Annotated in this window: 20 protein-coding genes; 10 read left to right on the top strand and 10 right to left on the bottom strand. The window is 73.5% G+C overall.

Annotation, left to right across the window (positions count from 1 at the left end):
- The first annotated feature begins 85 nt into the window (after nt 1-85).
- Genes ACZ4WZ_RS31660 through ACZ4WZ_RS31640 form a run of 5 tightly spaced genes read left to right on the top strand, consistent with a single transcriptional unit; the run spans nt 86 to nt 7,400 of the window.
- Nucleotides 86-1,570, top strand: a complete 1,485-nt coding sequence (locus ACZ4WZ_RS31660) for an aldehyde dehydrogenase family protein (protein ID WP_467896231.1) — start codon at nt 86-88, stop codon at nt 1,568-1,570.
- Between the two features lie 21 nt (nt 1,571-1,591).
- The gene (locus tag ACZ4WZ_RS31655) at nt 1,592-3,178 is read left to right on the top strand and encodes a GMC family oxidoreductase (RefSeq protein ID WP_467896305.1); all 1,587 of its coding nucleotides are present in this window, start codon (nt 1,592-1,594) and stop codon (nt 3,176-3,178) included.
- A complete protein-coding gene (locus tag ACZ4WZ_RS31650; RefSeq protein WP_467896229.1) occupies nt 3,175-4,275 on the top strand; it encodes a quaternary amine ABC transporter ATP-binding protein in 1,101 nt (366 codons plus the stop codon). Before ACZ4WZ_RS31655 ends, ACZ4WZ_RS31650 begins: the two co-directional genes overlap by 4 nt.
- A gap of 46 nt (nt 4,276-4,321) precedes the next feature.
- Nucleotides 4,322-6,424 carry an ABC transporter permease subunit gene (locus ACZ4WZ_RS31645; RefSeq protein ID WP_467896228.1) on the top strand — a complete coding sequence of 701 codons (2,103 nt, stop codon included), beginning with the start codon at nt 4,322-4,324 and terminating at the stop codon, nt 6,422-6,424.
- Nucleotides 6,417-7,400: an ABC transporter substrate-binding protein gene (locus tag ACZ4WZ_RS31640; RefSeq protein WP_467896226.1), complete on the top strand. Its 984-nt coding sequence runs from the start codon at nt 6,417-6,419 to the stop codon at nt 7,398-7,400. Before ACZ4WZ_RS31645 ends, ACZ4WZ_RS31640 begins: the two co-directional genes overlap by 8 nt.
- Before the next feature lie 96 nt (nt 7,401-7,496).
- On the opposite strand, the gene ACZ4WZ_RS31635 is transcribed toward ACZ4WZ_RS31640, so the two are convergent.
- The 9 genes from ACZ4WZ_RS31635 to ACZ4WZ_RS31595 form a co-directional block, all read right to left on the bottom strand.
- Complete coding sequence (locus ACZ4WZ_RS31635) at nt 7,497-8,189, bottom strand: esterase/lipase family protein (RefSeq protein ID WP_467896303.1); 693 nt, start codon at nt 8,187-8,189, stop codon at nt 7,497-7,499.
- Nucleotides 8,190-8,498: 309 nt separating this feature from the next.
- Nucleotides 8,499-8,885: a VOC family protein gene (locus tag ACZ4WZ_RS31630; RefSeq protein ID WP_467896224.1), complete on the bottom strand. Its 387-nt coding sequence runs from the start codon at nt 8,883-8,885 to the stop codon at nt 8,499-8,501.
- Between the two features lie 110 nt (nt 8,886-8,995).
- Nucleotides 8,996-9,184 carry a DUF6381 family protein gene (locus tag ACZ4WZ_RS31625; RefSeq protein WP_467896222.1) on the bottom strand — a complete coding sequence of 63 codons (189 nt, stop codon included), beginning with the start codon at nt 9,182-9,184 and terminating at the stop codon, nt 8,996-8,998.
- A gap of 274 nt (nt 9,185-9,458) precedes the next feature.
- Complete coding sequence (locus ACZ4WZ_RS31620; protein ID WP_467896220.1) at nt 9,459-10,274, bottom strand: S1 family peptidase; 816 nt, start codon at nt 10,272-10,274, stop codon at nt 9,459-9,461.
- A gap of 428 nt (nt 10,275-10,702) precedes the next feature.
- The gene (locus tag ACZ4WZ_RS31615) at nt 10,703-11,572 is read right to left on the bottom strand and encodes an alpha/beta fold hydrolase (protein ID WP_467896218.1); all 870 of its coding nucleotides are present in this window, start codon (nt 11,570-11,572) and stop codon (nt 10,703-10,705) included.
- Between the two features lie 72 nt (nt 11,573-11,644).
- Entirely contained in the window at nt 11,645-12,382 is a 738-nt protein-coding gene (locus ACZ4WZ_RS31610; protein WP_467896216.1) for an SAM-dependent methyltransferase, read from the bottom strand.
- Nucleotides 12,379-13,590, bottom strand: a complete 1,212-nt coding sequence (locus ACZ4WZ_RS31605; RefSeq protein WP_467896214.1) for a glycosyltransferase — start codon at nt 13,588-13,590, stop codon at nt 12,379-12,381. Before ACZ4WZ_RS31605 ends, ACZ4WZ_RS31610 begins: the two co-directional genes overlap by 4 nt.
- A 107-nt stretch (nt 13,591-13,697) precedes the next feature.
- Nucleotides 13,698-14,699 carry a GNAT family N-acetyltransferase gene (locus tag ACZ4WZ_RS31600; protein WP_467896212.1) on the bottom strand — a complete coding sequence of 334 codons (1,002 nt, stop codon included), beginning with the start codon at nt 14,697-14,699 and terminating at the stop codon, nt 13,698-13,700.
- Between the two features lie 100 nt (nt 14,700-14,799).
- Nucleotides 14,800-15,414: a hemerythrin domain-containing protein gene (locus tag ACZ4WZ_RS31595; RefSeq protein WP_467896210.1), complete on the bottom strand. Its 615-nt coding sequence runs from the start codon at nt 15,412-15,414 to the stop codon at nt 14,800-14,802.
- A gap of 241 nt (nt 15,415-15,655) precedes the next feature.
- Here ACZ4WZ_RS31595 and ACZ4WZ_RS31590 point away from each other — a divergent pair, with 241 nt between their 5' ends.
- From ACZ4WZ_RS31590 to ACZ4WZ_RS31575, 4 genes are all read left to right on the top strand, one after another.
- Nucleotides 15,656-16,549: a LysR family transcriptional regulator gene (locus ACZ4WZ_RS31590; RefSeq protein ID WP_467896209.1), complete on the top strand. Its 894-nt coding sequence runs from the start codon at nt 15,656-15,658 to the stop codon at nt 16,547-16,549.
- A 186-nt stretch (nt 16,550-16,735) separates the two neighbouring features.
- Nucleotides 16,736-17,062 (top strand): GYD domain-containing protein, encoded by a 327-nt coding sequence (locus tag ACZ4WZ_RS31585; protein WP_388941286.1) that lies wholly within the window; start codon nt 16,736-16,738, stop codon nt 17,060-17,062.
- A gap of 148 nt (nt 17,063-17,210) precedes the next feature.
- Nucleotides 17,211-17,720 (top strand): GNAT family N-acetyltransferase, encoded by a 510-nt coding sequence (locus tag ACZ4WZ_RS31580; protein WP_467896206.1) that lies wholly within the window; start codon nt 17,211-17,213, stop codon nt 17,718-17,720.
- Nucleotides 17,721-17,793: 73 nt separating this feature from the next.
- Entirely contained in the window at nt 17,794-18,804 is a 1,011-nt protein-coding gene (locus ACZ4WZ_RS31575; protein WP_467896204.1) for a glutathione S-transferase family protein, read from the top strand.
- A gap of 79 nt (nt 18,805-18,883) precedes the next feature.
- On the opposite strand, the gene ACZ4WZ_RS31570 is transcribed toward ACZ4WZ_RS31575, so the two are convergent.
- On the bottom strand, nt 18,884-19,915 hold the full coding sequence (locus ACZ4WZ_RS31570; protein ID WP_467896202.1) for a hypothetical protein: 1,032 nt from the start codon (nt 19,913-19,915) through the stop codon (nt 18,884-18,886).
- A gap of 248 nt (nt 19,916-20,163) precedes the next feature.
- Here ACZ4WZ_RS31570 and ACZ4WZ_RS31565 point away from each other — a divergent pair, with 248 nt between their 5' ends.
- Entirely contained in the window at nt 20,164-20,859 is a 696-nt protein-coding gene (locus ACZ4WZ_RS31565) for a DUF4232 domain-containing protein (RefSeq protein ID WP_467896201.1), read from the top strand.
- The last annotated feature ends 146 nt before the right edge of the window (nt 20,860-21,005 follow it).

Here is a 21,005-nt window from a genome sequence, read left to right as displayed (position 1 = left end):
TGTGTGGCATGCGGCAGGGCAAGGGCGCCGAAGCAGCATGCACCGCGGGCGAGCCGTGGTGCCGGAAGCGGAGGTACAGCGCGTCGTGTCGGAGCCGAGAACCATCCACATCGCCGGGACCTGGCGGTCCGCCCTCTCGGGAGCCACCCGTGAGGTCCTGGACCCGGCGGACGGGAGCGTCCTGGCGCTCGCCGCCGAGGGCGGCACCGCGGACGCCGACGCCGCGGTCAGCGCCGCCCGGGCCGCTTTCGACGGTGGCGAGTGGTCCGGGACGCCGGTCGCGGAGCGCGCCGCCCTGCTGCGGCGCACCGCCGAGCTGCTCCAGCGCGACCGCGAGCGCATCGCGCTGCTGGAGAGCCGGGACGCGGGCAAGACCCTGGAGGAGGGGCGGGTGGACGTGGACTGCGTCAGCGACGCCTTCCGGTACTTCGCGGACCTGGTCGCCGCCGAGAGCGCCGGGCGCGTGGTCGACGCCGGCTCCCCCGACGTCCACAGCGTCGTCGTCCACGAACCGGTCGGTGTCTGCGCCCTGATCACCCCGTGGAACTATCCGCTGCTCCAGGCCAGCTGGAAGATCGCCCCGGCCCTCGCCGCGGGCAACACCTTCGTCCTCAAGCCGAGCGAGATCACTCCCCTGTCCACGGTGGAGCTCATCCGCCTGCTCGCCGAGGCGGGCCTGCCGGCCGGTGTCGCCAATCTGGTGACCGGCGCCGGGGACCCCGTCGGCGCCCGCCTCTCCGCCCACCCCGATGTCGACCTGGTCTCCTTCACGGGCGGCCTCGCCAGCGGTACGAAGGTCATGCGCGCGGCGGCCGATTCCGTGAAGAAGGTCGCCCTCGAACTCGGCGGCAAGAACCCGAACGTGGTCTTCGCCGACGCCTGCGCCACCGAGGAGGGCTTCGACACCGCTGTCGACCAGGCCCTCAACGCCGCTTTCATGCACAGCGGCCAGGTCTGTTCCGCCGGCTCCCGGCTCATCGTCGAGGACCGGATCGCCCAGCGCTTCGTCTCCGAACTCGCCCGCCGGGCCGACCGGATCCGCCTCGGCCGCGGCACCGACCCGGGCGTCGAATGCGGGCCCCTGGTCTCCGCGGCGCAGCTCGCGCGCACTCAGGAGTACGTGGACTCCGCCCTCGCCGAGGGCGCGGTGGTGCGCTCCGGCGGCTCCCGCCCGGACGGGCCCGGCTACTTCTACCGGCCGACCGTCCTGGACGGCTGCCACCGCGGGATGCGCGTGGTGCGGGAGGAGGTCTTCGGGCCGGTGCTGACGGTCGAGACCTTCCACACGGAGGACGAGGCCGTCGCGCTCGCCAACGACACCGAGTACGGACTCGCCGGCGCGGTGTGGACCGCCGACCAGGGCCGGGCCCGCCGGGTCGCGGGCCGGATGCGGCACGGCACCGTCTGGATCAACGACTTCCACCCCTACCTGCCGCAGGCGGAGTGGGGCGGCTTCGGGAAGTCCGGCACGGGTCGCGAGCTGGGCCCGGCGGGCCTGGCCGAATACCGCGAGACCAAGCACGTGTACCAGAACCTCGCTCCGCGCCCCGTGCGCTGGTTCGCGGGCTGAAGGAGGAGGAAACCCATCACCATCGACAGGAACACGCGCCCCGGTGCCGCGGCTGCCGCGCCCGGCCGGGACCACGAGCACGAGTACGCGTACGACTACGTCGTCATCGGCGGCGGCACCGCCGGCTCCGTCATCGCGTCCCGCCTGACCGAGGACCCGGGCACCACCGTCGCCGTGATCGAGGGCGGTCCCAGCGACGTCGACCGGCCCGACGTGCTCACCCTGCGCCGCTGGATGGGCCTGCTGGGCGGCGAGCTCGACTACGACTACCCCACCACCGAGCAGCCGCGCGGCAACTCCCACATCAGGCACAGCCGCGCCCGCGTCCTCGGCGGCTGCTCCTCGCACAACACCCTCATCGCCTTCAAGCCGCTGCCGTCGGACTGGGACGAGTGGGCGAGGGAGGGGGCCGAGGGCTGGCACGCCGCCGCCATGGAGCCGTACTTCGACAAGCTCCTCAACAACATCGTCCCGGTGGCCGAGAAGGACCGCAACGCCATCGCCCGCGACTTCGTCGACTCCGCGAGAGCGGCCCTCGGCGTCCCGCTCGTCGAGGGGTTCAACCGCAAGCCGTTCCACGAGGGAGCCGGCTTCTTCGACCTCGCCTACCACCCGGAGGACAACAAGCGCTCCTCCGCCTCGGTGGCCTACCTCCACCCCGTGATGGACGACCGCCCCAACCTCCGCATCCTCCTGGAGACGTGGGCGTACCGTCTCGAACTCGACGGTCCCCGGGTGCGGGGGGTGCACGTCCGGTCGCAGGACGGGACACGGTCGCTGATCACCGCGCGCCGGGAGGTGGTGGTCTGCGCGGGCGCCGTCGACACCCCGCGCCTGCTGCTGCACTCCGGCATAGGCCCCCGCGCCGACCTGGAGGTCCTCGGCATCCCCGCGGTGCACGACCTGCCCGGAGTGGGCGAGAACCTGCTCGACCACCCCGAGTCGGTGATCGTATGGGAGACCGACGGCCCGATCCCGGAGAACTCGGCGATGGACAGCGACGCCGGGCTGTTCGTGCGGCGCGACCCCCGGTCCGAGGGCCCCGACCTGATGTTCCACTTCTACCAGGTGCCCTTCACCGACAACCCGGAGCGCCTCGGCTACGAACGGCCCGCGCACGGGGTGTCGATGACCCCCAACATCCCCAAGCCCCGCAGCCGCGGCCGCCTCTACCTGACCAGCGCGGACCCGGAGGTCAAACCCGCCCTGGACTTCCGTTACTTCACGGACGAGGAGGACTACGACGGCCGCACCCTGGTGGACGGCATCAAGCTCGCCCGGGAGATAGCGGCGACCGAGCCGCTGGCCGGCTGGCTGAAGCGGGAGGTCTGCCCCGGGCCCGGGATCACCGACGACGAGGCGCTGAGCGCCTACGCCCGCTCCGTCGCCCACACCGTCTACCACCCGGCGGGAACGTGCAGGATGGGCGACCCCGAGGACCCGGCCGCCGTCGTGGGACCCGACCTCAGGGTGCGCGGCCTCGACGGCATCCGCATCGCGGACGCGTCCGTCTTCCCGACGATGACCGCGGTGAACCCGATGATCGCAGTGCTGATGGTGGGCGAGAAGGCCGCCGAGCTGCTGGCCGTGGAAGGCGGTACCCGGTGAGCCCGGTGAACACCAGCCCCGACGCTTCCGCCGGCTCCGCCGGCGACGCCCCCGTCTTCTCCGTCGAGGGCCTCTGGAAGGTCTTCGGCCCCAAGGGCGCGGCCGCGAAGGTCCCCGGCTCCGGGGACGCCGCGCTGCCGGCGGCGGAACTGCGCGAGCGCACCGGCTGCACGGCGGCCGTCCGCGACGTCTCCTTCGACGTCCGCAAGGGCGAGGTCTTCGTGGTGATGGGCCTGTCCGGTTCGGGCAAGTCCACCCTCGTACGGTGCCTCACCCGGCTGATCGAGCCCACGGCCGGGTCCGTCGCCCTCGACGGTGAGGACGTCCTCGCGATGGACGCCGGCCGGCTGCGCGAACTGCGCCGCCACCGGGCCGCCATGGTCTTCCAGCACTTCGGTCTGCTGCCGCACCGCAGTGTCCTGGACAACGTCGCCTACGGCCTGGAGATCCAGGGCGTAGGCCGTGCCGAACGCCGCGAGAAGGCCGCCGAGGTGGTCGAGAAGGTCGGCCTCGCCGGACTCGAGGAGCGACGCCCCGGACAGCTGTCGGGCGGCCAGCAGCAGCGCGTCGGGCTCGCCCGGGCCCTCGCAGCCGACCCCGAAGTGCTCCTGTTCGACGAGCCGTTCAGCGCGCTCGATCCACTCATCCGGCGCGAGATGCAGGACGAGGTCGCCCGGCTCCACCACGAGGAGGGCCGCACCATGGTCTTCATCACCCACGACCTGGCCGAGGCACTGCGCCTGGGTGACCGCATCGCGCTGATGCGGGACGGCCGCATCGTGCAGCTCGGCACGCCCGAGGAGATCGTCGGCTCGCCGGCCGACGACTACGTACGGGACTTCGTCCGCGACGTCCCCCGCGAACAGGTGCTCACCGTACGCAGCGCCATGCGCCCCGCGGTCGGCGACGCGGCCTGGCAGGGCCCCGCGCTGGCCCCCGCCACCACGGTGGCCGACGCCATCGAGGCCGTCGTCCGCAGCGGCGGTCCGGTCCGGGTCGTCGACCACGGCCGGTGCCTGGGCGTGGTCGACGAGACGGCGCTGCTCGCGGTGGTGGCCGGGATCCCGGCCGGCACCGGACGGAAGGCGGCGGCATGACCGGCACCGCCCGACCCGCCGTCCCCGCCCCCCGGGGGTGGCGCGGATGACCGCGACCACGGCCCCCGCGCGCGAACCGTCCCGGCCGGGCGCCCCGCAGTCGCCCGGCCGCTCCGGGGAGCCGGAGCGCGCCACCGCCGGCCGTCCCGCAGTGCCGAGGCGCCCTGCGGCCGGGACCGGAGCGCCGGACCGCCCGCGCCGCCGACTGTCCGTGCCGGGGCGCCCCCAGGGCCGCGCCCTGCTCCTGCCCCTGGCCCTGGCCGCCGCCGTGCTGGTCCCGCTCGCCGTCGCCTTTCCGGCCTCCGGCGGCTGGCCCGCCGCGCTGACCGTGGACCTGTCTGGGCCGCTGGGCCGGGCCGGCGACTGGATCATCGACCACCGGGACAGCCACCCCCTCTTCCTCTACTTCTTCGGGCACATCAGCAATGCCGTGACCGTCTCCGTCCGGGCCGTCTACGTCGTCCTGCTCGCCGGGGGCTGGACCGGCATCACCGCTCTGGCCGCCCTGGTGGCCTGGCGCCTGGCGGGGCTGCGGCTCGCCCTGACCTGCGCCGGCGCCTTCGCCGCGTGCGGGCTGCTCGGCATGTGGGTGCCGACCATGCAGACCCTCGCGCTGATGGTGGTGGCCGTCGCCGCCGCCGTCGCCGTCGGCGGACTGCTCGGACTCGCCGCCGGGCTCTCCGCGCGCGCCGACCGCGCTCTGCGTCCCCTGCTCGACACCATGCAGATCCTCCCGGCGTTCGCGTACCTGCTGCCGATGGTGCTGGTGTTCGGCATCGGCGTACCGGCCGCCGTGCTGGCCACCGTGGTGTACGCCGCCCCGCCGATGGCGCGCCTCACCGCGCTCGGTCTGCGCGGGGCCGACGCCGGGGTGATGGAGGCCGCCGCCTCGCTCGGCGCCACCCGGCGCCAGCGGCTGCTGACCGCGCGGCTCCCGCTCGCACGCCGGCAGCTCCTGCTGGGTGTCAACCAGGCCGTCATGACCGGCCTGTCGATGGCCGTGATCGCCTCCGTGATCGGCGCGGGCGGCCTCGGTGACCGGGTCTACCAGGCGCTCTCGTCCGTCGACGTCGGCGCGGCACTGGCCGCCGGAATCCCCATCGTGCTGCTCGCCGTGGTCCTCGACCGCACCGCCGAGGCGGCGGGCGGCCGGATCGGCGCGGACGGCCCGCCCCCGGGCGGCGCGCGGCAGCTCCTGCTCAGGGTGTTCGACGGCTGGTACGGATGGCTGCTCACCGTCCTCACGGCGGTGGCCGTCGGCGTGGCCGGCCGGATCGCGGGCACGTCGCTGTGGCCGGCGTCGTGGACGGTGTCCATCGCCGAGCCCGTGAACGCGGCGGTCGCCTGGATGACCGCCCACCTCTACTCCGGAGTGCCCGTCGTCGGGGGCAGCGCCGACTGGGCCGCCCGGTTCACCGGCTGGGTCCTCGACCCGCTGCGCGCCGGCCTCCAGGCCGCGCCGTGGTGGCTGCTCCTGCTCGTCGCCGGAGCGCTCGCCCTCCTCGTCGGCGCCCGGCGCTCCGCGCTGACGGCCGTCCTCGCCCTTGCCGGCGTCGGCGTACTCGGCGTGTGGGAGGCCTCCCTGGACACGCTGTCCCAGGTCATCGCCGCGGTCGCCGTCACCCTCGTGGTGGGTTTCGCGATCGCGGTGGGCGCCGCCGGCAGTGCCCGCGCGCAGCGGCTGCTGCGTCCCGTGCTCGACGTCTGCCAGACACTGCCGCAGTTCGTCTACCTCATCCCCGTGGTCGCCCTGTTCGGGGTGGGGCGGGCACCGGCCGCGGCCGCCGCCGTCGTGTACGCGCTGCCGGCGGTCGTCCGGATCACCGCGCAGGGGCTTCGCGAGGTGAACCCGGCGGCGCTCGAATCCGCCCGCTCGCTGGGCGCGACCCGTGCGCAGCGGCTGTGGCAGGTCCAACTGCCGCTCGCGCGGCCGGCTCTGCTGCTGGCCGTGAACCAGGCCGTGGTCCTGGTCCTGTCCGTCGTCATCATCGGCGGCCTGGTGGGCGGCGGCGCGCTCGGCTACGACGTCGTCCTCGGCCTGGCGCAGGGCGACCTGGCCACCGGTCTGGTGGCCGGCGCCGCGATCGTGTGCCTCGGCCTGCTGCTCGACCGCGTCACCCAGCCCGCGAAGGAGGCCCGAGATGCGTGAACGACCCTTCCCGCGCGGCCGCGGCCGTCGCGGCCGTGCCGTGATCGCCGCCGCCGCGGGACTCGCCGTGCTCACCGGCTGCGGAGCCGCCGACATGACCCGGCAGGCCTCTCCGTACGCCGCCGCGCAGGACGCGAAGACCGTCACCCTCTCCGTCCAGTCCTGGGTCGGCGCCCAGGCGAACACCGCCGTGGCCGCCTATCTCCTGGAACACGAGTTGGGCTACCGCGTGGACACCGTGCAGGTCGACGAGGTCCCCGCCTGGGACGCCCTCAGCCAGGGGCGGGTCGACGCGATCCTGGAGGACTGGGGCCACCCCGAGCAGGAGAAACGGTACGTCGAGACCAAGAAGACGATCACCCGGGGCGGCGACCTGGGGGTGACCGGTCACATCGGCTGGTTCGTCCCCACGTACTTCGCACAGGCCCACCCGGACGTCACCGACTGGAAGAACCTCGACAAGTACGCCGACCAGCTGCGCACCCCCGAGAGCCGCGGCAAGGGACAGCTGATGGACGGCTCACCGTCCTACGTCACGAACGACAAGGCGCTGGTGAAGAACCTGGGCCTCGACTTCGAGGTCGTCTTCGCCGGGTCGGAGGCCGCCCAGATCACCCAGATCAAGCAGTTCGCCAAGGAGGGCAAGCCCTTCCTGACGTACTGGTACAAGCCGCAGTGGCTCTTCGAGCGGGTCCCGATGACCGAGGTGCGGCTCCCCGAGTACACCGAGGGGTGCGCCGACGTACCGGAGAAGGTGGCCTGCGCCTACCCGCACACACCGCTGCAGAAGTACCTGAACACGCGCTTCGCCGGGTCGGGGGGCGAGGCGGCCGCCTTCCTGAAGCGGTTCCACTGGTCCACGGCGGAGCAGAACGAGGTGGCCCTGATGATCGCGGAGGAGAAGCTCTCACCGCGGCAGGCGGCGCGGAAGTGGGTCGAGCGCAACGAGTCCGTCTGGCGGCCGTGGCTGGGCTGACCTCCCGCCGGCCGTTCCGTCCGGCCCCGCACACCCGTGTGTGCGGGGCCGTGCGCGTGCGCCGACGTCATACGGCGGACCGCCGTACGCCCGCGGTCATCGCGACGGGGGCGCCTGCGGCACCGCGCCGCCGATGTGCTCCCTGACCTGCTGGTAGACCCCGGCGTCGTCGGTGAGGACCTGGTGCCGCAGGCAGGGGGTCTGTGTGTTCACCGCGCCGTCGAGGGCGACGGAGGTCACGGGTGAGACGATCCCGTCGCAGGAGGACCACCAGGTGGCGTAGCGGGTGTCTCCGGGCGTTTCGTCGCCCGAGTTGAGCGCCTGGAGGAAGGCGGAGCCCGGACGCATCTCGACGCAGGCGGGGCCGCCGCACCAACGGGCGGTCTCCGTCCCGTGGTTGGGGCCGGCGAGGGAGACCCAGGCGTCCACCTTCGCGTCGCCGCCGAGGTTCCTGAGGTAGTGGCGGGAGGAGAGGGAGCCCATGGAGTGGGTCACGACGTCCACCTTGGCGGCGCCGGTCGAGGCCAGGACACGGTCGATGGTCTCGGCGAGCTGCGAGGCGGTCGTGGAGTTGGACTGTGAGGACGGGTAGGTCCACTGGTGTAGGCGGTCGTCCGGCCAGCCGTCCGACCGGAACCGGTCGGCCATGATGTTCCAGGCCGTACCGTCGCTGTTCCAGCCGTGTACGAAGACCACCGGGTCGGGCGGCGAAGAGGCCGCGGGAGCGGCTGCGGCCGGGGCCGCGAAGGCGGCCATGGTCAGCAGGACGGCGGTGAGGGAGCGGGGCATCGTCGCGTTCACGGACCGTTTGTAGCGCTCCCGCCCGTCCCTCCCGGGCCCTGAACGGTGAACACTCACCCGTCCGGAGGCCGCCGTTCACCCGAGGAACGTTTCGGCACGGGCGGGCGCGGCCCGTCGGTCCGGCTCGGGTGACGGCTCGCTGTCCCGCCGATCCACGATCCGGCCGGCACCGCCGCTGACCATCGCGGAGGAGGGCCTGCACACCGCGCTCGCCGCCCTCCAGAGGTCCTGGCGCAGCGTCCGCACCGGCCCCGGCGGCGCGCCCGTCGACGGCGGCCGGCGGGCCGGTGCGGACGTTCAGGGGCGGAAGCGCAGGGGGTGGTCCGGCGGCACCTCCACGACCACGATGCGTACGCCGTCGGGGTCCGCGATCCACATCTCGATCAGTCCCCACGGCTCCCGCCGCGGCGGCCGCAGCACCTCGGCGCCCCGCTCGCGAAGCTCCCGGTGTGCCGCCTCCGCGTCCGCCACCTGGAGCCACAGCCGCAGCCCGGGCGCGGGGGGCGCGCCGGCGCGGCCCGACACCTCGAGGAAGCCGCCGCCGAGGAAGTAGACGGTGCCGCGCTCGGGTCCGGTACCGAACTCGCGGTACACGGCGAGCCCCAGCGTGCCTCCGTAGAAGGCGCGGGAGCTCTCGGGATCGGTGGGGCGCAGCAGGATCCTGCTGCCGAGTACGTGAACCATGGCCCCACTCTGCCCAGCCGCGGCGGCGTGCGCGCGGAGTTCCGGTAGGCGCGTCCGCGGCGGTCCGATGGCGGGTCGGGCGCTGTGGGGCGCTGGTCCGTACCCGAGGGCTACATGGGGTCGGTGGTGGCGCTCTCCGGGCCGTGCAGCTCTTCGAGCTTCTCCCGGATGTGCAGGGCCTTCTCGGACAGTCGCCGGCGTTCGGCGGAATCGGTGGACCGCTGGGCCGCCAGTTCGAGCTCCTCGGCCTTCTCGCGCATGTTCCGGGCCTGCTCGTCGGGCCCGCTCTCGTTGCTCATGGGATCTCCTCCGGTTCGGGGCTGGCCGACTCCACTCAAGCACGCCCGACGGCCGGGCCCGCGGACCACCGGCCGTGGCGGCCGCGTACTTCACCACGGAGAACCCTCCCCGGCACCCCCGCGTCACCGGCCCGTCCCGGAACACGCCGCGGCGCCCCCGGCCAACGGTGCTTCCGGGGCGCGCTCGTACGGCGCGCCCGGTCAGCCCCTGACCCCGCGCCGACGTGCTCACCGCGGGGCGGTTCGTCAGGGGTCGGGGCCGTCGCGCGGGGTGTCAGCCGTGGCGCCGCATGGTCCTGCGGATCCAGTCCGCGTAGACCGGCACGTCGGTGTAGAGCCCCGGCCCGGCCGAGCACGCGACTCCCGGGGTGCCGGGGCCCGAGGTGGCTCCGATGAGCTCCCACCGGCCGTGCCGGCCCCTCTGGAGTTGCGGCCCGCCGGAGTCCCCGAAGCACGCCATGGCCCCGGGCACGCGGCTGACCGTGCACAACCGGGTCCGGTGCCCGTAGCCGGGGGCGCACTCGGCTTCGGTGCCCCTGCGCGTGTCGAGCTCCTGCAATCGCTCCGCGAACTTCAGTTCGGCATCGACGGTGGTTCCGAACCCGAGGATCCGGGTCGGGGTACCGGGCCGTCCGGCCCGCGCCGCGATCGGCACGGGCTTCTCGGTGACCGGGCGGTCGAGGCGTACCAGCGCGATGTCGTCCCTGTTGGGGGCCTTCCCGTCACCGTTCGCGTAGCCGGGGTGGACGACGATCCGCTCGATGGCCCTGACGGTCCCCCCGGTCCTCCGCTCGCGGCCACCGATGCGGACGGTGCCGTCCAGCTCGAGGCCGTCACCCCGCACGCAGTGGGCCGCCGTCAGCACCCACTGCGGATCGATCAGCGACGCCCCGCAGTTACCGTCGTGGATGCCGTGCTTGGGGGCCGACTCCGGGATGACGGCCATGAACGGGTAGGGCTCCGTGGAGTCGGTGCCGTTGACGATGGCCGCGGCACTGCCGGTGAGCAGGGTGGCGCAGGCCGCCAGGGCCAGGGCGCCGACGGCGGTGGTGCGGGCCACGCGGTCTCGGACCGGCTTCGGATTGAACACAGGGAATCCTTCGCTCGTGGGACGGATGTCCACCCTGCTCGTTCAAGATCCACCGGGCCATCCGGGTAGCGGCACCATCGGGGTGGGACCAACCCCACCCTCCCCCGCCCCGTCCGGCCCCGGCGGCCGGGGCCGGACGGGAAACGGGGACGGGGGTAAACCCGGGGCCGACCCGCTGGGCGGCCCCGGGCCGTCGCATCGGCCGCCGCCGCTCCGGGTCAGGGTCCGAGGGTGTTCATCAGGATGATGGCCACGAGGTTCAGGAGCACGACGGCGATGACGGTGCCGATCATGACCCAGGCCCTGCGCGATTCGTCCATGTCCGTCACCTCCGGGCTCCGCCCCTCGACCATGGTGGCCCGGTTCTCCCCGGAGCACACCTCGGCCGGTGGCGGAGGGCGCCCCGGCAGCCGCTCACGCCCCTGGGTTCACGCCCGCGCGGGCGGGGCCGGGAGCGTGACGAGTTCACCGAGGACGCGGGCCGCCGGCGCCGGATCGGCCAGCCACTTCAGGTGGCTGCCCTCCAGGGTGCGCACGTCGTACGGGTTGTCGGGCGTCAGCTCGTTGCCCTCGCGGATCAGGCGGTCCTGGAGGGCGAGGGGCAGGCTAGTGTCGTCGGCCAGGCGGATGTACGTCTTGGGGACGCGGCCCCAGGTCGCGGCCTGGGCCCGGTCGGAGGAGCCGCCGACGTCCAGGTTCTCGTCGGGCTGGAAGGTGTTCAGGAAGGCGTGGAACTGCTCGTCGGTGCCGTCGGCGAAGAAGGCCGCCTTGAACGCCGCCAGCGAGCCCGGGTCCGCCGTGCGGAAGTTGACGCGGAGCAGGCCGAGGTCGGCCGGGTTTCCGGCCAGCGCCGAGGCGAAGGCGGCAGGATCGACCGAGGCCATCTCCGGCTCCGCGTAGTAGTCGTTGGTGTCGAGCCGGACCGGGCACCAGGCCGAGACGTAGACGAGGCGGTCGATCAGGTCCGGGCGCGCATTGGCCGCGGCCGTGACCGTGACTCCGCCCCGGCTGTGGGCGACGAGGATCACGGGGCCGTTGCGCTTGGCCCGTTCGAGGATCCCGATCAGGTGCGCGACGTTGTCGGCGAGCGTGACGCCCTTGATCGAGCCGGGCGCGGTGGCGAGTCCCTCGGGGTCCTGCGGCGCCTGGTAGGCGCGGGTGAAGGTCGCCTGGAATCCGTGACCGGGCAGGTCGACGGCGACCGAGCGGTGCCCGAGGAGGCCGAGTTCTGCCTGGAGGGGTGCGAAGGAGAAGGAATTCGCGAAGGCTCCGTGCACCAGTACGAACGTCGGTTGCATCAGTACTCACTTTCGGGTGGGGGGTGGACATCCGGTCGATGTCCGGTGATTCGGACGGTCCGTCAGCTTCCGTCAGTCCGACGTCGGACGCAGGACCAGGCAGAGGAAGCCGAAGCTGTCCCGGTAGCCGCGCAGCCACTGCGAACGCCGGGCGGTAGCCGTCTCCCGTACCTGTGCGGCGGCGGGATCGGCAGGGTGGTCCAGGGCCCATGAGGCCAGCGAGCCCCAGCAGGCCCACTCGTAGGCGTCCAGTTCGGCGCGGGTGCTGACATGGCCGTGGACGGGGGCCCATCCGTCGGCGACGACGCGGTCCACCGTGGTGGCCAGGTCGGCGAGGTCGCCGAAGGTCTCGACGGCCGCCGGCGAGGGGGCGCGGTCCCAGAACGACTCGCCGATCAGGACGCGGCCTCCGGGGGCCAGGTGCTCACGGGCCGCCGCGAGGGCGGGGAGAAGACCGCCGAAGGCATGCGTGGCGCCGACGCTGATCACCAGGTCGAACGGGTGGGGAGAGCCGAAGTCCGCCGCCTCCTGCCGGTGGAGGAGCAGGCGCCCGTCGACTCCCAGCTCGGTCGCTGCCCGGCGCGCCTGCGTCAGGGCGACCTCGGAGACGTCGACGCCCTCGGCGTGCAGGTGCGGGCGCGTCGCCAGGGCTCGCAGCAGCCACTCCGCCGTGCCGCATCCGAGGTCGAGCACCCGCTCGTCACCCCGTGGGAGGCCGTGTTCGAGCAGCCGGCTGACCGAATCGTCGCCGAGCGGGGACTTTATGGGATGGCCGGCGTGGGCGATCATGGAGATCTGCTCGTGGTTCACGGGGCGGCGTCCCCCGTGTCGAGGATCAGCTTCGCCGCCACCGCCGCCCCGTCGGTACGGACCGTCCCGGCGACGGCCTCCGCCCGTCCTCGCGTCTCGGGGGTCAGGGCCGTCCTGAGCGCGGCGGAGAGGGAATCGAAGGTCGGGTTCGGGCCGTCGTGTGCCGCGCCGATGCCCAGTTCGGCCACGCGGGCGGCCCAGTACGGCTGGTCCACGAACTGGGGAACCACCACCTGGGGCGCACCGGCTCGGGCGGCGGTGGTCGTGGTGCCCGCGCCGCCGTGGTGCACGACGGCCGCGACCCGGCGGAACAGCGCCTGGTGGCTGACGTCACCGACGGCGAAGCAGTCGTCCGAGTCGTCCACCAGTGCCAGGTCGGCCCAGCCGCGGGAGACGAGCACGCGGCGGCCCTGCGCGCGGGCCGCTTCGACGGTGGTCCGGGCGATGTCGGAGGCCGTGCTCATGGGCATGCTGCCGAATCCGACGTACACCGGCGGGGTGCCGGCGTCCAGGAACGCCTCCAGATCGGCGGGCAGGGGGCGTTCGTCGGGCAGGATCCACGCGCCGGTCTGCACGAGGTCGAGGTTCGTCAGTCGCTCCCACGGGCCCAGGACCGGGTCCGCCGCCAGCCACGGCCGTTCGGTGAAGACGTGGTCGCGGACGTTGTCCACCGGTGTGAGGCCGATCGCCGCGCGGTGGGCGTTGAGGGGCTTGAGGTAGAGGGCGTTGACCTTCTGGGCGTCCAGGTCCCACAGGGCCTCGTTGTCGGTCATGCCGGGCGGAGCCGGCGGGCCGGGGCGCGGCGACGGCAGGTAGTGCGCCGAGGGCATCTCGAACGGGTGGAAGCCCGCGTACACGTAGCGGATGCCCAGCTTCTCGGCCACCGAGCGGACACCGGCCGGCATCAGGCCGCTGGCCACCACCACGTCGCAGTCCTCGGCGGCCCCGGCGACCGTGTCGAAGTGCGCGGCGACCAGCTCCGCCGCGAACGCGGCCGCGTCCGACGGCGGTGCTCCCGTCCGCAGCGCGCGCACGTCCCGTCCGAAGGGCACCACTTCCGCGCCCACACCGGCCAGCAGGCGCGCGAACTCCTCGTCCGGCGGCGCGCACACGCGTACGTCCGCACCGAGTGTCCGCAACTGGGCCGCCAGCGCGGCCAGCGGGGCGATGTCGCCGCGTGACCCGTAAGCCATCAACAGCACACGCATGTCGTGTTCCTCATTCCTGTGGATGCCGGCTCCGGCCGGCGATGGTGCGGCGGGAGCCGGGTGTTCCGGGTCTCGCCTGGGGGCGCCTCGTGGCGTTTGCGGACGGATCAGGTCGCGGGCACGTCGAGCTGGTACTCGTGGGTGCGCCGGTAGGAGCGGAATCCGAGGCGGTGGTTGACGGCCAGCATGTGGACGTTGTCGGCGGCGTTGTCCGTCTCGATCTCCACGACATCGGGATGCTCGGCGCGCAGGCGCCGCACCATGGCGGCCTTCACCCACAGGCCGAGACCGTGACCGCGGTGCGCGGGCACGACGGCCGTGTCGTACTGCTGGGCGCGCGGTCCGGAACCCTGGGGCAGCAGGATCTCGGTGTAGCCGGCCATGGTGCCGTCGTCGTGGACCGCCGCGACGGTCAGCAGTGTGTCGCCGCGGTCGGCGACCGCCTTGGCCATGGAGCGGACCCGGTCGGCGTCCCACGCCACGCTGCCGTAGTCCAGGTCGCCGACGGGCATGTCGTTCATCGCGTTCTTGGCCGCGGCGAAGGCATCGGCGAGTTCGTCGGGGACCGTACCGGTCCAGTGGGCCGGCCGGTAGCCGGGGGGCGCGGTGTCGGCGATCCGCGGCAGGCCGGCGTCGGACAGCTCGTCGAGGCGCAGTACGAGGTGGTCCAGGGTGAGTGCCCGGCGGAAGCCGCACCGTTCGGCGAAGGCTTCGCCCGGGCTGCCGGCCGCGGCTGCCGCGATGAGGCTGCGCCGGTTCTCGGCGCCGCAGGCCGCCACGGCCGCCGACATCAGGAGCGAGCCGGTTCCCCGGCGCCGGTGGGCGGGGTCGACGTGCAGTTCCAGTTCGGCCAGGTGCTCCTGGCCCGGGGAGGTGAACACCCTCAGGCCGGCGACTCCGACGGGGGCCCCGTCCGCCCCGGTGGCCAGCCAGGCCAGCCGGCGGCTGCCCAGGGCGGGCTGGGTGAGCTGGGCGTGGATCCGTTCCGGTTCGGGGGCGGGCACTCCGGGCAGGTCGTGGGCCATGGCGTTCGCGACGGTCCGGTGCCACGCGGCGGCCTCGGCGGCCGAGACGTGCGGGAGCGGAATGACATGTACGGATGTGGACAAAGTGATCGCTTTCATGGTCGAGCCGGTTGTTCTTCGGGAGGACGCGAGGGCGTGTCGGCATCGGCCGGCGGACCGCCGGGGCGCGGCCGATGAGCCGGGGTCAGGGCGCGGTGCCGGGACTCCAGCGGTCGAGGGCGGCGTACGCCGGGATCCACCGGGTGGTGCAGGCGGCGTACGCGGCTGCGGGCAGCCGGGCCAGGAGCCTCTCCGCCGTCGGTTCGTCGGCGCCGTCCAGCAGCCAGGGCAGCAGCCGGGGCGCGTCCTGGTCGACGTACTGGTCGTGGACCCGGCTGAAGCGGCCCCACTGGTCGGCCGTCAGCATCCGCCGGACCAGTGGGAACGCCGCTTCCTCCTCGTGCTCGAGGTGACCGGCCAGACCCCGGGTCAGGGCGTCGGCGAGCTGGCCCAAGCGCAGGGAGTCGGCACCCGGGTCGGTCAGCGCGCCGTCGATGGCCCGGACCACCGGGGCGATGGCGGCGTGTTCGGCCTCCATCACCTCCAGCAGCGCCAGGTCCTTCGGCCGGCCGGCCAGGTTCCGCCGCAGCGACGGCCACAGTGCGTCGTCCTCGGCCGCGTGGTGGGCGTGGAGGGCCTTCTTGAACAGCGTCCATCCGGCAGCGGTGGCCAGCACCTGCCGCGGGTCACGGTCCGCGGCGGTGGTGACCCGGTCCAGATGGGCCAGATCCCGGCGCAGGGCGTCGTGCACCGCGTACATCACGGTCAGGTCGATGGCGTGGCTCCCGGGCGGTGGCAGGCCGTTCGGACGTGCTCAGCGGCCACGGAGCCGACGCGGCCGAGGGGGCTGGCGGAACGACGGCTCACCCGTCCGGCCGTGCGGGTGAGGGTCTGGGTGCGTGACTGCATGCCTGAAACGATCTTGCAGTGCGTACGTATGATCAAGGAACACTTGTGTGCGGTTCGATAACCGCTGGGTTATCGACGAAAGGCCGGGGCCGGTGGAGCTGCGGGACATCGAGATCTTCCTGGTGCTGGCCGAGGAGCTGCACTTCGGCCGGACGGCACAGCGGCTGCACGTCTCCCAGGCGCGCGTCAGCCAGGCCATCAAGCAGCAGGAGCGGCGCATCGGCGCCGAGCTGTTCACCCGCACCAGCCGCACCGTGCGCCTGACCGCGGTCGGCCGGCAGTTCCGCGACGACCTGCAACCGGTCTACGCGGGCCTGCACGAATCCCTGGAGCGGGCCCGGCTGGCGGCCCGCGGCATCACGGCACAGCTCCGCGTGAGCCTGCTGCCCTTCAACCTGCCCGAGCTGCACCCCTACTGGAAGGCGTTCCGCGCGCGGTACCCGCACTGGGGGCTCCAGATCCGCCAGGCGACCTTCACCGATGTGTTCGGCCGGCTCCGCAGCGGTGCCATGGACGTCGTGGTCGCCTGGCTGCCGGTGGAAGAGCCGGACTTCACCGTCGGGCCGACCCTGTGCACCGACTCCCGGATCCTCGCCGTGGCCGCCGGGCACCGGCTCGCGGGACGGGACTCCGTGTCCCTGGAGCTGCTCGCCGACTTCCCGCACGCCACCGCCCTGGGTCTGCCGGACTACTGGGAAGACAGTTACCTGCCCTTCCACACCCCCCGGGGCCGTACGATCGAGCGCCTCACCCACGCGGCCTCGGACACCGGCGATGAGCTGATCGGTCACGTCGGCATGGACGAGATCATCCACACCTTCCCCGGCCATGTGACCAGGTACTGGGCTCTGTCGAACATCCGATGGCTCCCCCTTCCCGACATGCCCACCCTGCACTTCGCCCTGGTCTGGCGGACCGAAGCCGAGAACGACCTCGTCCGCGCTCTGGCCGACACGGTGCGGGAGCTCGGCGTGTGCCGGTTCTGACCCTCCGCCCGGGCCGCACCGCGCGGTGATCACGCGACGCCGGCCACCACGGTGGTGCCGGCCCGTTCACCCGTCGGCTGTGGGCCGTGCCGGTCATCGTCCCCGGCCGTTCGGGGGAACCGCGGGCCTCCCCGGCCCTCCTCCACCGGGCGGGGGCACCGATGGTTGAAACGAGAGAGGGACACGATGCCGCTCTATCTGTCGAGGTTCAGCTACACGCCGGAGACCTGGGCGAGGCTGACCGGCCACCCGGAGGACCGCTCACAGGCCGCCCGGTCGTACATCGAGTCCGTCGGCGGGAAGCTCCACGGCTTCTGGTACGCCTTCGGCACGCACGACGGCTACAACCTCTGGGAAGCTCCGGACAACGTGTCCATGGCCTCGGTCGCGCTGGCCATCAGCGGGGGCGGCGCGCTCAGCTCGTTCGAGACGACCGTGCTGCTGAGCGTCGACGAGACCCTGGACGCCCTGCGCGGGGCGGGGCAGATCCGGTACCGGCCTCCCGGCGCGTAGCGGCCGGCCCCGGATCCCGCGTGCCGCCGGGACCGCGAGGAGACGTGCCCTGCGGATCAGGGCCGCGGGCTGCCGGCGCGCGGCAGGTCCGTACCGGCCTCACCGTCCCCGTGGCGGAAGGGCGGTCCGGCCGCATAGCGTCTGCCCCATGCCCGAGCTGCAGTTGCTCCGTCCGGACCACGCCCCCGCGCTCCTCGCCTTCGAGCGGGAGAACCGGGCCTACTTCGCGGCGTCCGTCCCCGACCGGGGCGACGACTATTTCGCCCGGTTCGGGACTCGCCACCGTGAACTGCTGGCCGAACAGGACTCCGGCGTCTGTTACTTCCACGTGCTGACCGGTGCCACGGGCGAGGTCCTGGGGCGGGTCAACCTGGTGGACGTGGCGGACGGCGGTGCCGAGCTCGGGTACCGGATCGCGGAACGGACCGCGGGCCGGGGCCTCGCCACCGCGGCCGTACGGGCCGTGTGCGCCCTGGCCGCCGGCAGCTACGGGCTGACGTCCCTGCGGGCCGCGACCACCCTCGACAACGCGGCGTCCCGGGCCGTGCTGGCCCGTACCGGGTTCACCGTCACGGGCCGTACCCGGCTCTGCGGCCGCCCCGGGCTGTCCTACCTCCGCGCCCTCGGCCCCGCGGCGGCGCCCCGGTCCGGAACCTGAGACCGGGACGAGGGAGACCGGAGCTCCGGTGGAGCGGCCGCTCGGCGCGGCGGTTCCTGGGTAAGGCCCCAGGATGAGCAACGTAAAGCCCGGCAAGGGATACTCCCGCGACAGCCGCTACATCACCACCCGCATCACAGCCGACGGACGCGACGGTTTCCCCGTGGAGCCCGGCCGTTACCGTCTCGTCGTCAGCCGCGCCTGCCCCTGGGCACACCGCGCGGTGATCGTGCGCCGGCTGCTCGGGCTGGAGAAGGCCCTGCCCATGGCCGTCGCCGGCCCGACGCACGACAAGCGCAGCTGGACCTTCGACCTCGACCCGGACGGCCGTGACCCGGTCCTGGGGATAGAGCGGCTCCAGGAGGCCTACTTCGCCCGCGACCCCGACTACGACCGGGGCATCACCGTGCCCGCGATCGTGGACGTGCCGAGCGGCGAGGTGGTCACCAACGACTACGCGCAGATGACCATCGACATGTCGCTGGAGTGGACGGCGTACCACCGTGACGGGGCTCCGGAGCTGTACCCGGAGGCGCTGCGGCCGGAGATCGACGCGGTCAACGAAGAGATCTACACGGACGTGAACAACGGCGTCTACCGCGTCGGGTTCGCCCCCTCCCAGGAGGCGTACACCGAGGCGTACGAGCGTCTCTTCGCCCGCCTCGACCGGTTCTCCGAGCGGCTGGAGGGGTCCCGCTACCTCGTCGGCGAAACGATCACCGAAGCGGACATACGGCTGTTCACCTCGCTCGTGCGCTTCGACGCCGTCTACCACGGCCACTTCAAGTGCAACCGGCAGAAGCTCTCGGAGATGCCGGTGCTGTGGGCGTACGCCCGGGACCTGTTCCAGACGCCCGGCTTCGGGGACACGGTCGACTTCGACCACATCAAGAAGCACTTCTACGTGGTCCACAGCCACATCAACCCGTCCGGGATCGTGCCCCTCGGCCCGGACCCGTCGGGCTGGCTCGAACCGCACGGCCGTGAGGCTCTGGGCGGGCGCCCGTTCGGGGACGGCACCCCGCCCGGGCCTCCCTCCCCCGGTGAGACCGTCCCGCCCCACCAGGCTCCGACGCACCCCTGATGCGGCCCGCAGGGCCCGTGGGGGTCGGGTCCTTCCCCGGCCCCGCGGGCCCCGCGCCCGGCTGCCCGGCTGCCCGGCACTACGGCACGTCGGCACCCGTCCGGCGGACGGGGCGGGTCCGTAGCCGGTACGAGCGGGCCGCGATGACCAGGGCGACGCCGTACACGGCGAAGGCGACCATCCCGATCCAGCCGACCAGCAGCGCGTCGCCCGAGGAGTGGAAGTCTCCGCGCCGCAAGGTGACGACGCCGGCCGAGGCGAGGGCCAGGTACCCCACCCCCACGACGCCGTACGGGGCGAGCGTGGCGGCGCCGAGCAGGGCCGGGGCGAGCGGGAGCCAGTGCGGCACCCGCCGGCCGCGGAGGAACGGCGTCCAGCGCGGGAAGACCTGGCCCCACGGGCGGACCAGGCCCCAGAGCAGGAAGACACCGAGCACGGCCAGCAGCGCGGTGGGATCGAGGCCCCAGGACTCCAGGGTGAGGAACGTCCCCGAGGCCCCGTTCCGCTCCGAGACCGCGAGCATCTCCTCGCCGGTGATCCCCGCGAACGTGCCGCCGGACGCCCAGACCAGCTTCATAGCGGTGTACGGGACGAAGGCCAGCGTCCCAGCCCAGGCGGCGAGTTGGACGGGCCCCGGTGCCGCGGACGCCGCCGGCGCGGCGGTGCCCGCGGGCCGGGGGCCGGACCGGGCCGTGGCCGCGAGCAGGACCGCCCCGACCGCCGCCAGGGCCTTGTTCGCGGTGGAGGCCGGGCTGTCCACCCCCTGACCGAGCATCAGCGTGACCACGTCCATGAGTAGGCTGAACGCGGCGAGTCCGGCCAGCCCGCACAGGACCCGGAGCAGCACCCGCAAGGCCGGCCGCGGCCCGGACCGCCCCACCGCCGCGCCGGCCATCGCCGCCAGTGCACCCACCGCCACCGCCACCCAACCGAGCCAGCTGATCCCCGAGTCACCGCCGTGGTAGAGAAAGGGGGTCCCGCTCAACGCGCACACCAGACCGAAGCCGGTGTACAGCACCGCCCACACCACGGTCGCCCGGGCCACCCCGTACGGCCGCCACTGCCACCGGGCGCCCCGCCGCACCTTCGTCGTCCATTCGCTACTGGTCATGTCCCGAACAGTGCATCGACGGCGTCGGGGTGGGCATCAGCCGCCGGAACCATCCCCCTCCCCCTGCCGGGGGAGCGGCCGTGAGCGCGGCCCGCGCGGCGCGGGCACGGCGTCGACTCCACGCACCCGCCGTCGGACTCCACACGACAAGGTGACCGGGGCGCGTGCCGGACACACCTGACGCTCGGTCATGATGGTTCCCACGTGGGCGGTTTCCGCCCCGAACGTACGACACGGAGAGTTCCCTCATGCGCATCCATCGGAGCCGTTCCGCGGCCCTGGCCACCTTCCTCGGGCTCACCCTGGCCCTGACCGCCTGCGGCGGCGCCGGTTCCACGGACCGGCCGCTCAAGGCGTCGACGCCGGACCCCGGTTCCAGCGGGGGCACGGCGGCCGCCGGCACCACCCCGACGGCGACACCGTCCGGTGCCGCGGCGCCGCCCGCCGCCGCGAGCCCTGCCCCCACGGGCCCGGACGGCAAGGGCACGGGCGGCGCGGCCACCGACGACAGCTACGCGTACACCCACCCGTGCTCCGCACGGAACATCACCGTCAAGGTGACCTCGCCGCAGGGCTTCCCGGCCACGGTCCGCATCGTCACGGTGACGAACAACGGCTCCACCGTGTGCGGGCTCGACTTCCACCCCGCCGTCGGCTTCAGCGCCAAGGGCGCCGCCCTCGGTATCCAGGCGACGCCTCCGAGCGGCCTCGGCGGCGCACCGGCCCATCCGGTGCGGCCGGGGGCGACGACGTACGCGGCCGTGGACCTCAACCCGTCGGGCGGCACCGGACCCGTCGCCGACGAGATCAACATCCTGGCCGACCCGGGCCACATGCCGAACGCGGACGGCGTCAGTCTTCCGCTGGCCACCCCGCACTCCGTCGCCCGCCCGAAGGTCGGCCTCTACCACTTCACCGCCCGCGACTCGTTCAACACCCTGTAGGCGTCGCCGGCGAACCTCCCGGGGCGCTTGCGCTCGCCCCGTCCCGGCGGGCACGGGAACGCGAAGACGCCCGCCGGGGGTCGCCGGGCGGGCGTCTCTTGTGCCGTGGGGCGCTGGTGGCTTAGTACCAGTGGTTGGCCTGCCAG

The sequence above is a fragment of the Streptomyces sp. NPDC029122 genome, from assembly GCF_055569445.1.
The sequence above is the reverse complement of the archived record's forward strand: the minus strand, read 5'-3'. Positions and strand labels throughout refer to the sequence as shown.